This window comes from Bifidobacterium lemurum, from assembly GCF_014898175.1.
Taxonomy (GTDB): domain Bacteria; phylum Actinomycetota; class Actinomycetes; order Actinomycetales; family Bifidobacteriaceae; genus Bifidobacterium; species Bifidobacterium lemurum.
Window position 1 is genome coordinate 2,774,607 of record NZ_CP062948.1, and the last position, 15,215, is coordinate 2,789,821.

Consider the following 15,215-nt stretch of genomic DNA (forward strand, 5'->3'; position numbering starts at 1 on the left):
GCCAGCCTCGTCCAGCACCGTCGTGCGCACCGAAGCGGGCGACGTGCAGGGCGCCATGCAAGGCGACGTGTACCGATATCTCGGCGTGCCTTACGCGCGGGCGACCGAACGCTTCGTTCCCGCCGAGGAGGTGGAGCCATGGGATGGCGTGCTCACCACCAATTCCTATGGGGCGACCTCACCGCAGGGATCCATGCTTGGCATGTCCGCGTCCGAAGACGACGATACGGCCGACAACAACCGCCAGAATCTGAACATCTGGACGCCCGGCATCAACGACGGCGAGCGCCGCCCGGTGATGGTGTGGCTGCACGGCGGCGGGTTCTCCACCGGATCGGCCAACGAGCGCAACTATGACGGCGCGAACCTCAGCGCCAGCGGCGACGTGGTCGTGGTGGGCGTCAACCACCGTCTCAACGTGTTCGGCCATCTCGACCTGTCCGCGTACGGCGAGAAATACGCGGATTCCGGCAACGTGGGACTCACCGACATCATCGCCGCCCTCGAATGGATCCAGGAGAACATCGATTACTTCGGCGGCGACCCAAGCAACGTGACCCTGTTCGGGCAATCCGGCGGCGGCGCCAAACAGCTCGCCTTGATGAGCGCGCCGAGCGCCAAGGGACTGTTCGGCAAAGCCATCGTGCAAAGCGGCGCCACCGAGACGATGGGCGTCACCTTCGCCACCAAGGAGCAGAGCCAATCGTTGACCGAGCACCTGCTCGACAATCTGAACATCACCGCCGAGAACATCGACGACCTGCAAACCGTTTCGGTGTCCGACCTTCAGGATGCCGCGACCGCCGCGCTGCAGACCACCGCGGACGAATACCGGATTCCCGCTCCTTTGGGCGATGGCTATCAGATGGAGTGGGGGCCGGTGGTGGACGGCGACTTCCTGCCCACGAACCCCGTCACCGACGATTCCTTCGCGGCCGCGGGCGAGGATGTGACGTTGCTGATCGGCAGCAATCTCAACGAATGGACTGGTATGAGCGCCCCGACCGACGTACCGCAAGACAACGCCGACGCCATCGCGGCGGCCGTCGAAGAAGCGTATCCCAACGTTGGCGGGCTCGAAGCCAGCCGGGTGGATACGCTGATCCGTCTGCCGATGCTCAAGATCATGTCGCATAAGGCCGATCAGGGAGGGGCGGACGTGTACGCCTACGTGTTCACCCACTCCAACGGCGTGATGGGGTCGTATCACGGCGCGGAGATCCCCTACGTCTTCGACAACGTCAGCGGCGATGCCTTGGCCGACCACATCAGCCAGGCATGGGTGAGTTTCGCGCGCACCGGCGTGCCCGCCGCGGACGGATTGCCCGAATGGGAGCCCTATACCCGCGAGTCCGGCACGACCATGCTGCTCGACGACGACAGCGAGCTGGTCCACCACCACGACCAGGCGCTGATGTCCCTGCTCGCGCCGGATTACCAGTACTGAAGTGTGGCGCGTCACCGACTTGACCGGCAGCCGCTACCGTCTCTTATACTCAGCGGTAACACGATTATCAGCGAGGAGGCAGTCATCATGATGCGGACCGAAGAGACATGGGTGGACGGAGGAAACGGACGCGTCTTCGTCGAACTGCATCATCCGGAACATGCCGACGGCGAATTGCCGACGGTGATCTACTCGCACGGTTTCGGCGGCTCCCATCAAGGTGGACTGCGGTACGCGCAGGCGCTGACCGAACGAGGGTTCCTGGTCGCGTGCCTTGATTTTCGAGGAGGCAGCCCATCCAGCCGAAGCGACGGATCCACTCTCGACATGACCGTCTTCACCGAGCGGGACGACCTGAACGCGGTGATCGACGCCATGCTTCGACGCGACGACGTGGATCGTAACAACCTGTTTCTTTTCGGATACAGCCAAGGCGGTGTGGTGTCGGCCCTCACGGCCGCCGCAAGACCGGACGCCGTCGCGGCGATGGTGTTGTCGTCGCCGGCCTTCTCTCTGGTGGATGACGCGAATCGCCTCTTCCCCGACAAGAACGATATTCCAGAGTCCTACTTCCATATGCTGATGGATGTGGGGCACGACTATTTCGCCAGTGTGAACGGGTTTGACGTGTTCAACGCCATTTCCGGCTACGAGGGAGACGTGCTGATCATCCATGGCGACGGCGACACACTGGTGCCGATATCCGCATCCCGAAAAGCGGCCGAAGCGTTGCCTCACGCCACTCTAGAGACGCTGAGGGGTGCCGGACATGCCTACTCCCCCGATGCCGCGAATCACGCCACCGAGCTTATTTGCGATTTTCTCGCGCGCCGCGTGTCTTGATTTGACCGGTAACGGCTACCGGAGAATATCGTCGGTCCCGTATCCCAACGACGCTCCGCCAGTGGAGCGCGAACGATAGAAGGAGTGCGGACTATGACTATGAAAGCAGCCGTATTTGTGGAACCTGGCGTCATGGAGGTCCACGACGTGCCGGAGCCTGCGATCGAGAAGCCGACCGACGCCATCGTGCGCGTGCTCGACGCATGCGTGTGCGGGTCGGATCTGTGGTGGTTCCGAGGCATCTCCCAGCGCCAGCACGGCTCGCTCGCCGGACATGAGGCCATCGGCATCGTCGAGAAGGTTGGTACCGACGTGCGCGAAATCAAGCCGGGCGATTTCGTCATCGTGCCCTTCACCCACGGCTGCGGCCGCTGCGCCGCATGCAAGGCCGGGTTCGACGCCGACTGCCCCAATGTGGAGCCGGGCGGCAACGCCGGCTATCAGGCCGAGGTCATGCGCGCGATCAACGCGGACGGCGCGTTGATCAGGATTCCCGGAACGCCGGATGACTATTCCGCTGATATGCGCGCCTCGCTGCTCGCCCTGTCCGACGTGATGGCCACCGGTTATCACGCCGCCGTGAGCGCCGAGGTCAAGCCCGGCGACACCGCCGTGGTGTTCGGCGACGGCGCGGTGGGACTGTGCGGTGTGCTGGGCGCGAGAATGCTCGGCGCGGAACGCATCATCGCCATGAGCCGCCATACCGACCGTCAGGCCGTAGCGTGCGAGTTCGGCGCCACCGACGTCGTGCCGGAACGCGGCGACGAGGCGGTGGAGCGTGTGATGGAACTCACCGGCGGCGACGGCGCCGACGCCGTGCTCGAATGCGTCGGCTCGGAGCAGTCCACGCTGACCGCTCTGGCCGTCGCCCGCGCGGGTGCCACGATCGGACGCGTGGGCGTGCCGCATATCGATGCCGCGAAATTGGACGTCAACGCACTGTTCTGGCGCAACGTTGGCCTTAAGGGCGGCCCCGCCTCGGTGATCACCTACGACAGGAACGTGCTGCTGGACGCCGTGCTCGACGGCCGCATCGAGCCGGGCAAGGTGTTCACCGTCTCCTTCGACCTCGACCATGTGCAGGACGCCTACCAGGCGATGGACGAGCGCCGCGCCATCAAATCCCTGATCCATGTCGGCTGAGACGCCTGAGCCCGCCGGCCCCACGCGTGGGCCGTTGGCCGTCATTCGCCAACGCACGACGATTGATGGCCGAGTCCCACGCGCATTATGCGCAAAAGGCATGCGGTTCCATATTGTCCGCACATTTGATGAGCCATCGCCGTTCACCGTATGCTGACGGCACATCCTTCACGGATGAGACACCCAAACCCCGTAGATTAAGGATCCATCATGAAGAAGTTCACCACCGTGGCGCTCAGTCTGGCACTCGTCGCAAGCCTCGCCGGCTGCGGCTCTTCAACGGATTCCGTGCAATCATCGACGGATTCCGCGCAGAACGACTCAGGTTCGTCCACGGACACGTCCGAACCCGTCACCGATGCCACCGTTCTGGTGGCCTACTATTCGGCCACCGGCACCACCGCGGCCGTGGCTGAGCAGATCGCCGCGGCGACCGGAGGCGACCTGTTCGAGATCGAGGCGGCGGATCCGTATTCCGATGACGATTTGGATTGGACCGACAGCGACAGCCGCGTTTCGCGCGAGCACGACGACCCCGGCAGCAGGGACGTGGAGCTCGTCTCCGCTGCCGTCGACGGTTGGGATTCCTATGACGTCGTGTTCATCGGCTACCCAATCTGGTGGGGCATCGCCGCATGGCCCACCAGCAGCTTCGTCGCGGCGAACGACTTCACCGGCAAGACGGTGGTGCCGTTCTGCACTTCGGCCAGCTCGGGACTCGGTTCGAGCGGCAGTCAACTGGCCGAGCTCGCCGGTACCGGAGACTGGCTGGAGGGGCAGCGTTTCGGCTCCTCGACCTCGGATGACGACGTTCGCTCGTGGGTTGAAGGCCTTGGCCTATGAGCGCATCCCATCGCCTAAGTCTGATTGTGCCTCTTGTCTGGATCGCACTGCTGGTTGTGATTCCGGCGACGCTGGTGGCGGTGTTCGTCGTCTGCGCGCCGGCGATGATCGCCGCGCTGATTCCGCGCATCGCCGCAGGGCTCGTCGCCTACGTGTGGATGCTGGAGGCCATCGTGCTCGCCACGCGCCCGCATTGGCTGGACCGTCTGATCGGACTGCCGAAGATGTATATGATGCATGGCGTGCTGGGCGTGCTGGCTTTGGTGTTCGCGTTCCTTCACCAGCTTGATTTGCCGTCCGCCGGACTGACCCAGCTGACCGGTCAGGTCGCGTTCTATATGCTGTTGGCGCTGGTGGTGGTCGCGTTGGTCACGATGGCGGGTTGGATTTCGGAGCGTTTCGCTCCGGCCAAGGCGCTGCGGCGGGCGATCGAACGCGTGGGCCGGCATGAGGTCAACGTGTGGCTGCACCGCCTGCTGATCGTGGCGACCGCCATCGTGGTCGTGCATTTCAATCTCGTCTGGTATTTCACGATGATGCCGGCGTTCGTCGCCACGGCGAACGCCTATGCCGCCGTTGTGGCGGCCGTGTATGTGTGGGTGAAATTCCGCGACCGTGTTCTGGCACCGCAAGGCAGGGTCGTCGACATTCGCAGGCTTTCCGGCGATGTGTGGAGTCTCGAGGTGCGTGTTTCCGCATTGGCCGACTCGTGGGAGGAGGGCGATTTCGTATTCCTACGCTTCCCCGGGGTCAAAGGCATGGGCGAATACCATCCGTTCTCCATCATGAACCGGCCGAATACGGTCGGCCTGATGACGTTCGCCATCCGTGCCGACGGTGATTTCACTAAGCTGCTCGGCACTTCCATAAGCAAAGGGATGCGGGTCGCCATGCTGCGTCCGTTCGGACGCTACCGCCGGTTCTTGGAGGAACGTGGGAGCGGACGACCTGTGGTCATCTACGCCGGAGGCATCGGCGTGACGCCGCTGATACCGGTGGCCCAGTACTGCACCGAACATGGCCGCAAGGTGACCATGCTGTATTCCGCACGCACGCCCGACGATCTCATCGGACAGGACGAGCTGACCGCATGGGCGGCGGAATCGGCAAGCACGCTGCGTCTGCTGGTCGGCCAGTTCAGCGAACAGGAGCTCGCCGACGCGACCAGGCCCGACGCCCTGTATCTGATCGGAGGCCCCTCCCCCATGCTGCGCGCGATCACAACGATGCTGCGCCGCAACGGCGTGCGCAGATCGGATATCTTCACCGAACCGTTCACCTGGTAAGAGAGCTCCTTCGTCCGCCATCTCAGACCTCTCAGCGAAGTCTCGCCCCGCCCTGCCTTTAAGCTCGCTCTCGTTATCCTGAGTGCCCTTTTCACCATCCTGAGCGGGCACGCCCATTCTCTTCTGTCATCCTGAGCGGAGCGCAGCGGAGTCGAAGGATCTCATGGATGGGGGTGGCCGTTATGAGATCCTTCGACTCCGACCTAGCGGCCTCCGCTCAGGATGACGTGATGATTCGCGCTGAATGGCGGAGGCGCGAACAACGATTCAGCACAGCGCGGAATCGGACAGGGCCCAGCCTTCCACGACGCGCACGCCGCGCTCGTCCTTGTTGTCTTTGAACTTGACGAATTCCATGGTGTGCTGGAGAATCTCCGCCCCGGTGTCCAGATTCTTGACCTTCACCGTATACCTGATCGCGGCCCAGTCGCCCTTGATAATCATGTTGTCGAAAGCGCCTAGCTCCATGGTGAAGTGCTCGAACAGCTGCCCCATCATGCCCTTGTATTCCTCGAGCGTGCAGCGGCGCTGGGATCCGTTGAAGGGGATGTTGTAGTAGGCATCCGGCTCGTAGAGGGTGTTGCACCATTCCAGCCAACCGTCGTAGCCGCCGTTCCAGTTGCGGAATCCCGTCTCCAGACGGTCCTTGATCGCTTCCTCCATCGCGCTCGTCTCAGCGTAGTCGGCCATTGTGCATGCCATCCTTCCTTGGGGTTCATATTCCATATTGATTGCGTAAAGCCGGCCGCCTTCACCTTGCATTGTGTTGGGAACCGGACGATATTCAGTGTAGTTTTCACTGAAATACCAACGTTCAGACACACTCTGACAATGTGTAAGGTATGCTGGACGAAAACCCGCGATTTTCCGCAGAAAAGCGAGCGCATCACAATGCAAGGCGAACATACCGCAGTCTCCGCGCGTGAAAGACGTCCATCCCAGGCGCGGGAGAAACTCATCCGCGCGTTTTGGCGACTGTATTGCACCGGCCCGATCGACAAGATCACCGTGCGCGAGATCACCGCGCTGGCGGGATACAGCCGCGCCACGTTCTACGAGTATTTCAGTGGCGTGCGCGACGTGCTCACGCACATCGAGGACGAGTTCTTCGACCGCATCAACGCGATGGACCAGTCGCCGAACGAGGCGCCGTCGTATGAGCAGCTGACCGCGCACATGAGCGACATCCTGTCGTTCGCCGAGGAGTATCAGGAGTATGTCGCCGTGCTGCTCTCCGACCGGGGCGATCCCTCGTTCTCGCGTCGGTTCAAGGACATGCTCAAGCCGCTGATCGAGGCCAATCTGCCTCCTCAGGCTCCCAGATACGGGCGCGAACGCGATCTGGTATGCGAGTTCTACGCCTCCGCGCTGACCTCCACCATCGCCGCATGGCTCGCCGACCCGGGCGGCGTGTCCCTCGAACGTTTCATCGTCTTCCAGATGAACTACATCTTCCGAGGATTCTCACTGACGCAGACATAATGGAGCTCGGACATTCCCAGCATCGACATCGTCAAGGTCCGTCAGGTCGTATGGGCCGCGCACATCAATCATATGAATCTGAACATACTCATATATGAGCAGTATTTAATGATTTAGCCTATATTTACTCATATATGAGTATTTTATGCTGATTGGTTTTCATTCATCTGTTATACAATCCATCATCATTCGGGCTTGCCATACCCTGCCGTTATGGCAAGCACATACACATGGCATTGGATTATCGATTCCGCAAAGCCCATACTGACATCAAACGGCGGTGCCCAAGCGCCTGACGAACAGCCGCACCGGCATTGCACCGACAGACTTCGGAAGGATTCGAGTTATGACCGACTTTTTCCACCGCTTTCGCCGCACCATCGCACTCCTACTGTCCATCGTCTGTCTAACTCTGTGTGGGCTTGGAGCGTTGTCGGGATGCGCATCCGGGAACGTCTCCGTCATGCGGGGCGACGAATCACAGGAATCACACGAACGGAACAGCGAGGACAACATGACCGACATCGTTCGTCAATTCAATTTCAGCACACGCACCGTCGAACTCAACAATGGCATCACGATGCCTCTTAACGGGCTCGGCACATATAGCTTGCATGGCGAGGAATGCACCAAAGCCGTCACCGCAGCATTGAATGCGGGTGTACGGCTTATCGACACCGCCCATATCTATGGCAACGAACAGGAGGTGGGACAGGCGATCAGCGAATCCGGCGTACCTCGTGAAGAGGTGTTCGTGATCACCAAACTCTATCCAGACCAGTTCGATGGTGCCGCAATAGCTATCGACCAAGCGTTGGAAGCGCTCGATATCGGCTATATCGACATGATGCTGCTGCACCATCCGGGAACGAACGACGTCGCCGCGTATCGTGCGATCGAAGACGCGATCGACGAAGGCAAGGTACGTGCAGCGGGGTTGTCGAACTGGTATGTGGACGAGCTTGAAGAGTTTCTGCCGCAAGTCGACGTCACACCGGCGTTGGTGCAGAACGAGATCCACCCGTACTATCAGGAGAACGACGTCATCCCATATATCCAGAAACTCGGCATCGTAGTGCAGGGTTGGTATCCATTCGGTGGCCGCGGCCATACCGGCGAGATGTTCGCCGATGAGACGCTTCAAGAGATCGCCCAAACGCATGGCAAATCGCCGGCACAAATCATCCTGCGTTGGAATCTGCAGAAAGGCGTGGTGGTTATTCCCGGCTCCAGCAATCCCGATCACATCCTCGAGAACACCGAGATCTACGATTTCGAGCTCTCCGACGATGAGATGGCCCGCATCAACGCGCTCGACCGCAACGAGAAGCACGACTGGTATTAAACGGCTTTGCTGGACACATAGTCTTTGACGGCGGCAAGGAAATGGTCGGCGGTTTTGGTGAACTGACGCCCCGGCTTCCACGCCAGCACCATCTTCGCCGGCAGGTTCGGACTCAGCGGCCGAAATACGATATCGGAATCCTCCGGCAGGCCCACGATGCCATCCAGACACAACGCGTAGCCAAGCCCTTCGGAGACCATCAGCGCCGCGTTGTTGACGAGGTTGTAGGTGCCGGCCACATGCAGTTCACGCTCATCCACGCCTATCCACCGCATCAGACAATCGTCGAACCGAGTCTGTCTGGAGATGATCAACGGCAGAGGCTTGACGTCGTCGGCGACGACGGCGTCCTTGCGCGCCAATTCGCAGTCGCGCGGCATGAGCACACCCCAACGGTCCTCGACCGGCAGCCGGCAGGTGGCGTATTTCGACATGTCATACGGCTCGAACAGCAGTGCGAAATCCAGCAGGCCAGAGTCGAGCCGTGGAATCAGATCCTCCGCGTCGCCGCTGTAGATATGGAATTTCGTCTGGGGACACATCCGCTGCAGGTTGCGCGCCGCATGCAAGATGACGCGCATCGAATCGGTTTCCGCGGCGCCGATATATACTGGGCCGGCCACCGGCTGGTCCCATGACGTGACTTCCAGTTCGGTGCGTTCCGCCAATGCGATGATCTCCTCGGCCCGCTCACGCACGAACTCCCCGGCCGGAGTCAGCGTGACGTTCCTGCTGCCACGTTCAAACAGTTGCACCCCGAGTTTGTCCTCAAGCTCATGCATCTGCCGAGACAGCGCGGGCTGCGATATGGCAAGATACTCCGCGGCCGCAGTGATGTTCCGCTCCTCGGCCACAGCAAGAAAATAGCGCATCTGCCGCAAATCCATGGCATTCCTCCTTAGTCATCCACCCACCCACAATCCATAAGTAAAGGTTATGGACACCACAATTCAAAAACATTGGATTATGGATTCTTTGTGCTCAACAATAGCAGACATCTCCTCGCACGAGGAAGCCGACAAGCGCACAACACAGGGCAATACGCCCAATCAGACAAGGAAGGACACCCACACCATGGGCACCACCACCGCGAAACTGTTCGAGCCGATGATTTTGCGAGGCCTGACCATACGCAACCGCATCTGGATGCCGGCCATGGACACCTACTCCGCCGACAAACTCACCGGCATGCCCAACCTGTTTCACCACCAGCATTACGTCTCCCGCGCTTATGGCGGGTTCGGAATGATCGTCACCGAGGCGACCGCCGTTTCGAAGGAAGGGCTGATCTCCCCGCATGACGTCGGATTATGGAACGACGAACAAGCGCAGTCTTGGAAGATGGTAACGGACGGCGTGCACCAGGCCGGCGGCGCGATCGCGGTGCAGCTCGACCACTCCGGCCGCAAGGGTTCCACCGGCTCATTCCGCGACGGCTACATCGACCAAAGCGTACCGGCCGCGGACGGCGGATGGCAGACGACGGCCCCCAGTCCCATCGCCTTCGGACATTACGCGCAGCCTCGCGAACTGACCGTCGACGAAATCCACACCATCGTGCAGGACTTCGGCAAGTCGGCCGCGTTGGCTGTCAAGGCGGGATTCGACGCGATTCAGCTGCATGGTGCTCACGGCTATCTCATCTCGCAGTTCCTCGACCCGTTGACCAACCGTCGCACCGACGAATACGGCGGCAGTCTCAGGAACCGTCAACGCTTCCTCGTCGAGCTCGTCGACGCGGTGCGCGCTTCGATTCCGGACACCATGCCACTGATCGTGCGCATCTCCGCCACGGATTGGGCCGAGAACGGCTGGGATCTCGACCAAACCATCAACACGGCTCGCGTGCTGAAGGTGCACGGCGTCGATTTGATGGACGTCTCATCCGGAGGTATCGTGCCTGACGTCACCATTCCGGCGAAGCCGGGCTATCAGGTGTCGTTCGCCGCAGCGGTCCGCGAGCGCGCTGACATCCCGACGACGGCCGTGGGACTCATCCTCGACGCGAAGCAGGCCGAGACGATTCTTGAGCACGGCGAAGCCGATGCCATCGAGGTGGGCCGCCTGTCACTGCGCGACCCGTATTGGCCGCTGCGCGCCGCGCATGAGCTTGGACTTTCCGCCGACCAGGCGCCATATCAGCCGCAGTACGCGGCGGGGGCGTTCCGCTGAGATGGCCGACGCGACTTTGGATGAGATTCTGCAGGACCTGCGCGAGAACGCGACACCCACTCCGCAACGGGAGGCCGTCATCATGGAGGTCTGTCAGGAAAGCATGCGCTTGTCGGCACAGCTCAACATGGCGTATCACTCCCCCGATGAGATTCGTGACATCATGCAACGAATCATAGGCAAGCCAATTGACCCGTCATTCCGCATGTTCCCGCCATTCCAAGCGGACTTCGGTAAGAACATCACCATCGGCAAGGACGTGTTCATCAACTCGGGCTGCCGATTCCAGGACCAGGGTGGCATCACCATCGGCGACGGTGCCCTGATCGGACACAACGTCGTTCTCGCGACGATCAACCACGATCTGTGCCCGGCGAACGATCGCTGCAATCATTACGCGCCGATCACCATCGGCGACCATGCGTGGATCGGCTCGAACTCGACCGTGCTGCCGGGCGTCACCATCGGCGCATGGTCGGTGGTTGCCGCCGGTGCCGTGGTCACCCACGACGTTCCTCCATACACCATCGTGGGAGGAGTGCCCGCGAAGACGCTGCGCGTCATCGACCCTTCGCAACGGCAACGGCCCACGACGGCATCCACACCATCAGACCACGACAATTCCGATACAAGGAAGTGAGACATCATGCTGGAAATCAATATGGATGACGTCATCGCGACAATCCAATCCGTGCAGCCGCAGCTGACCGCCATCGCCATCGCGCTGATTGTGGCGCTTGTGGCGACCGTGGCGGTTAATCGCAGAACCGTCGCCAACCAAGGGACCCGCAAACTCACCCATGCAAGCGTGTGGGTGGCGGCGGTCGCCACGGTGGCCGTCGCGATCAACCTGATGCTCACAGGTCCACTGAATTCCATGATCACGATGGCGACGGGCACCCGTTATGAACTGTCGCAGCAGACCATCGACACGACCAACGATCTCGCGGTCGACATCGAACGCGAAGGCATCACTCTGCTGCAGAACAATGATGGGATGCTGCCATTGACGGACACGGACTCGCTCAATGTGTTCGGCTGGGCTTCGACGAATCCCGTGTACGGCGGCACCGGATCGGGCGCGCTGTCCGACGCCTATGACACCACCTCGCTGCTGGACGGCCTCCATATGAGCGGCTTCGACACCAACGACGAGCTGACCGGGTTCTATACCGACTATGCGACGACCAGAGGAGACGTATCGATCACCAACACCGATTGGACGCTGCCCGAGCCCCCGGTTGAAACATACGACGACGGCCTGCTGTCCAACGCAAAGGAGTTCTCCAGCACCGCGATGATCGTGATTGGCCGCGTGGGCGGCGAAGGCTCGGACCTCCCCGACGACATGAACGCGACCGACCACACCTATGATGACGAATCGAACAAGCCGAAGGCCGCGAACTATACCGACAATTCCAGCGAATATCAGGATTTCCCCGAAGGTACCCATTATCTTGAGCTCAGCCAGTCTGAACGCGACATGATCGATCTGGTCACCGATAATTTCGATGATGTGGTGTTGGTCTACAACGGTGCGAACACATTCGAACTGGGCTTCGTGGAGGACTATCCGCAAATCCGGTCCGTGTTGTGGGCGCCCCATCCGGGACAGGCGGGATTCGCGGCGCTCGGCGAAGTGCTGCGCGGCACGACCAATCCGTCAGGGAAAACCGCCGACACCTTCGTGCGGGATCTGACCCAGACTCCGACCTACGAGAATTTCGGCGATTTTCCCTACGACAACGTCGACGAGTTCGGCGTCGAATCCACCCGAGGCATCCGCACCCCCGCTTTCGTGAACTATTCCGAAGGCATCTACGTGGGTTACCGTTTCTATGAGACGGCAGCGGATGAGGGATTGATCAACTATGAAGAGACGGTGCAGTATCCGTTCGGCTATGGATTGAGCTACACCACTTTCGAGCAGAGCATAGGAGCCGTGTCATACGACGAGGCGACCGGCACGATCAGTTTCGACGTGACGGTGACCAATACCGGCACGGCCCCAGGCAAGGATGTTGTGGAGACGTACGTCAATCCTCCTTACACTGACGGCGGTATTGAAAAGGCCAGCGCGAACTTGGTCGCGTTCGAGAAGACCGATGAGCTCGAACCGGGCGCATCGCAGACCATGCGCATCGAATTCGACGATGACGACATGGCCTCCTACGACTATCGCGATGCGAAGGCATACGTGCTGGAGGCGGGAGACTACGGCATCTCGATTCGTTCCGACTCCCACTCCGTCATCGAAGAGAGCGTAATCTCCGTACCACGGACCGTCGTCTACGATTCCGAGGACAACACGCACAACGGGGACGTCACGGTGGCCACCAACGTGTTCGATGACGCGGCCGGCGACGTGACGTATCTGAGCCGGTCGGGACGTTTCGTCAACTACGTCGAGGCGACCGCGGCACCGACTGACTTCTCGATGAGCGACGAGGATAAGGCCACGTTCACCAATCTCAGCAACTACGATCCTTCTGATTCCGATGACGCCGACGAGCAGATGCCGACAACCGGAGCCAACAACGGACTGCGGCTGGCCGACCTGCGTGGAGTCGACTACGACGACGAGCAGTGGGATCTGCTGCTCGACCAGCTGACCTTCGACGAGATGGATAGCCTGATCGCCAACGCCGGCTACCAGAACGCGGCGATCGAATCGATCGGCAAGATCCGACTGTCCGACGTGGACGGCCCAGCAGCCCTGAAGGACAACTTCACCGGCGTCAGCTCCATCGGCCTGCCCGCGAACATCGTGGTGGCATGCACCTGGAACAAGGACCTCGCCCGCGCCTACGGCGAGACCATCGGCGACATGGCGCATGAAATCAACGTGTCCGGCTGGTATGCGCCATCGGTGAACATCCACCGTTCGGCGTTCGGAGGGCGCAACTTCGAATACTTCTCGGAGGATCCCACCCTGACGGGCGAGCTCGCCGCCGAACAGGTCATCGGCGCGAAGAGCCGCAGCGTCTACTCGTTCACCAAGCATTTCGCGCTCAACGAGCAGGAGACGCGACGCAACGGCCAGCTGTGCACTTGGGCGAACGAACAGTCGATCCGCGAGATCTATCTCAAACCGTTCGAGACGATCGTCAAGGCATCCGGCGACGCGCAGGCGTTGATGGGCTCGTTCAACTACATCGGCAACGTCTATTCGAGCGCCCATGAGGGTCTGAACGAGACGGTACTGCGCGACGAATGGGGTTTCAAGGGATTCCTCGAAACGGATTACTTCTCCGGCGCGCTGTACGGCTATCAGGATGCCGACCAGCTTATCCGTAACGGCACCGACGCGATGCTTGCCTCCACCGAGACGACCAACCATATCGACAGCCGGTCGGCGACATCGCTCAATGCCATGCGACGCGCCACCCACAACATTCTGTACACCACGGTGAACAGCTGGCGGTATGAGAACGGCGAGCCGGAACAGTCGACGCCAATCTGGCAGGTCGCTCTGATCGGCGTGGACATCGCGCTCGGCGTGCTGCTCGCGGGACTTGTGGCGATCTCCATCCGCCGCTTCATGAAGCGCCGCGCCGGAGAACGGTAGCCTCGATTCCAATCGCGCCGACCATCACCAATACCATCATCAGCAACAAGGAGAAAAACCATGAATGCAAACACCACCATGCCGAAAATCGCATTGGGCGCCTGGTCCTGGGGTTCCGGCGTAGCGGGCGGCGACCAGGTGTTCGGCAACCACCTGTCCGAAAGTGAGTTGAAGCCGGTTTTCGACACGGCGATGGGCCTTGGCCTGAATCTGTGGGACACCGCCGCCGTGTACGGCGAAGGCAGTTCGGAACGTATCCTCGGCGATTTCGTCAAAGATACGGACCGCGACAACGTGCTGCTGTCGACGAAGTTCACCCCGCAGATCGCATCCGACTCCCCCGATGCCATGCAGGAGATGCTGGACGGCAGCAAGGAACGGCTGCACACGGATGTCATCGACGTGTATTGGATACACAATCCCATGGAAGTGGAGCGGTGGACGCCGGATCTAATCGCGCTGGCGAAAAGCGGGCAGATTCGATCCATCGGCGTCTCGAACCATAATCTGGACCAGATCATCCGAGCGAACGAGATCCTCGGTGAGGCGGGACTGCACGTCTCGGCGGTGCAGAACCATTACAGCCTGCTGCACCGCTCGTCGGAACGCGCGGGCATCCTCGACTACTGCAAGGAGCACGGCATCACGTTCTATGCCTACATGGTGTTGGAACAGGGCGCGCTGACCGGCAAATACGATTCGGCTCATCCCTTCCCGCAAGGGTCCGGGCGCGGCGACTCCTACAATCCGCATCTGGCCGAAATCGAACGGCTGACCGACGCCCTACGCTCCATCGGCGACAGGTACGATGCGAGTCCGGCGCAAGTGGCGATCGCATGGGCCATCGCCAAAGGCACGCTGCCCATCATCGGCGTCACCAAGGTTCGCCAGGTGGAGGAGGCCGCCGCAGCCGCGCAGCTGCATCTGGCCGACGACGAGGTCTCGCTGCTGGAACGGCTCGGCGATGAGACCGGTGTCAACACGCTGCGCGAATGGGAGCAGGATATGGAGACCTCCAGCCGCAATTCGTAACGCATACTACGCCATCTCGAGGGGAGCGACGATATCGCCGCTCCCCTCGTCGTC

General features: G+C 60.9%; 13 protein-coding genes. 11 read left to right on the forward strand and 2 right to left on the reverse strand.

Translation table 11 applies throughout. The annotated features are described in order from the left end of the window. Positions 1 to 22 precede the first annotated feature (22 nt). From BL8807_RS11120 to BL8807_RS11140, 5 genes are all read left to right on the forward strand, one after another. The gene (locus BL8807_RS11120) at positions 23 to 1,447 is read left to right on the forward strand and encodes a carboxylesterase/lipase family protein (protein WP_072725402.1); all 1,425 of its coding nucleotides are present in this window, start codon (positions 23 to 25) and stop codon (positions 1,445 to 1,447) included. An 87-nt stretch (positions 1,448 to 1,534) separates the two neighbouring features. Continuing rightward, entirely contained in the window at positions 1,535 to 2,290 is a 756-nt protein-coding gene (locus tag BL8807_RS11125; protein ID WP_072725404.1) for an alpha/beta hydrolase family protein, read from the forward strand. Between the two features lie 99 nt (positions 2,291 to 2,389). Then, a complete protein-coding gene (locus BL8807_RS11130; RefSeq protein ID WP_072725405.1) occupies positions 2,390 to 3,433 on the forward strand; it encodes a zinc-dependent alcohol dehydrogenase family protein in 1,044 nt (347 codons plus the stop codon). A 210-nt stretch (positions 3,434 to 3,643) separates the two neighbouring features. Continuing rightward, the gene (locus BL8807_RS11135) at positions 3,644 to 4,276 is read left to right on the forward strand and encodes a flavodoxin (RefSeq protein WP_072725407.1); all 633 of its coding nucleotides are present in this window, start codon (positions 3,644 to 3,646) and stop codon (positions 4,274 to 4,276) included. Further along, on the forward strand, positions 4,273 to 5,562 hold the full coding sequence (locus BL8807_RS11140) for a ferric reductase-like transmembrane domain-containing protein (RefSeq protein ID WP_072725408.1): 1,290 nt from the start codon (positions 4,273 to 4,275) through the stop codon (positions 5,560 to 5,562). Before BL8807_RS11135 ends, BL8807_RS11140 begins: the two co-directional genes overlap by 4 nt. Positions 5,563 to 5,829: 267 nt before the next feature. Here BL8807_RS11140 and BL8807_RS11145 read toward each other — a convergent pair whose 3' ends face one another. Next, positions 5,830 to 6,264 carry a nuclear transport factor 2 family protein gene (locus BL8807_RS11145; protein ID WP_143147979.1) on the reverse strand — a complete coding sequence of 145 codons (435 nt, stop codon included), beginning with the start codon at positions 6,262 to 6,264 and terminating at the stop codon, positions 5,830 to 5,832. A gap of 189 nt (positions 6,265 to 6,453) precedes the next feature. Here BL8807_RS11145 and BL8807_RS11150 point away from each other — a divergent pair, with 189 nt between their 5' ends. After that, a complete protein-coding gene (locus BL8807_RS11150) occupies positions 6,454 to 7,044 on the forward strand; it encodes a TetR/AcrR family transcriptional regulator (RefSeq protein ID WP_072725410.1) in 591 nt (196 codons plus the stop codon). Between the two features lie 280 nt (positions 7,045 to 7,324). Continuing rightward, positions 7,325 to 8,389: an aldo/keto reductase gene (locus BL8807_RS11155; protein WP_205408856.1), complete on the forward strand. Its 1,065-nt coding sequence runs from the start codon at positions 7,325 to 7,327 to the stop codon at positions 8,387 to 8,389. On the opposite strand, the gene BL8807_RS11160 is transcribed toward BL8807_RS11155, so the two are convergent. Next, on the reverse strand, positions 8,386 to 9,276 hold the full coding sequence (locus BL8807_RS11160) for a LysR family transcriptional regulator (protein WP_072725414.1): 891 nt from the start codon (positions 9,274 to 9,276) through the stop codon (positions 8,386 to 8,388). The genes BL8807_RS11155 and BL8807_RS11160 overlap by 4 nt on opposite strands. Before the next feature lie 187 nt (positions 9,277 to 9,463). On the opposite strand from BL8807_RS11160, the gene BL8807_RS11165 reads away from it, so the two are divergent. From BL8807_RS11165 to BL8807_RS11180, 4 genes are read left to right on the forward strand one after another with little or no spacing between them, the layout of a single operon-like run. Next, on the forward strand, positions 9,464 to 10,561 hold the full coding sequence (locus BL8807_RS11165; protein WP_072725415.1) for an NADH:flavin oxidoreductase/NADH oxidase: 1,098 nt from the start codon (positions 9,464 to 9,466) through the stop codon (positions 10,559 to 10,561). 1 nt (position 10,562) lies between these two features. Then, complete coding sequence (locus tag BL8807_RS11170; RefSeq protein WP_072725416.1) at positions 10,563 to 11,201, forward strand: acyltransferase; 639 nt, start codon at positions 10,563 to 10,565, stop codon at positions 11,199 to 11,201. A gap of 6 nt (positions 11,202 to 11,207) precedes the next feature. After that, positions 11,208 to 14,129 (forward strand): glycoside hydrolase family 3 C-terminal domain-containing protein, encoded by a 2,922-nt coding sequence (locus tag BL8807_RS11175; protein ID WP_072725419.1) that lies wholly within the window; start codon positions 11,208 to 11,210, stop codon positions 14,127 to 14,129. Positions 14,130 to 14,189: 60 nt separating this feature from the next. Next, positions 14,190 to 15,161, forward strand: coding sequence for an aldo/keto reductase (locus BL8807_RS11180; RefSeq protein WP_083570184.1), 972 nt, complete (start codon positions 14,190 to 14,192; stop codon positions 15,159 to 15,161). Positions 15,162 to 15,215: the final 54 nt, after the last annotated feature.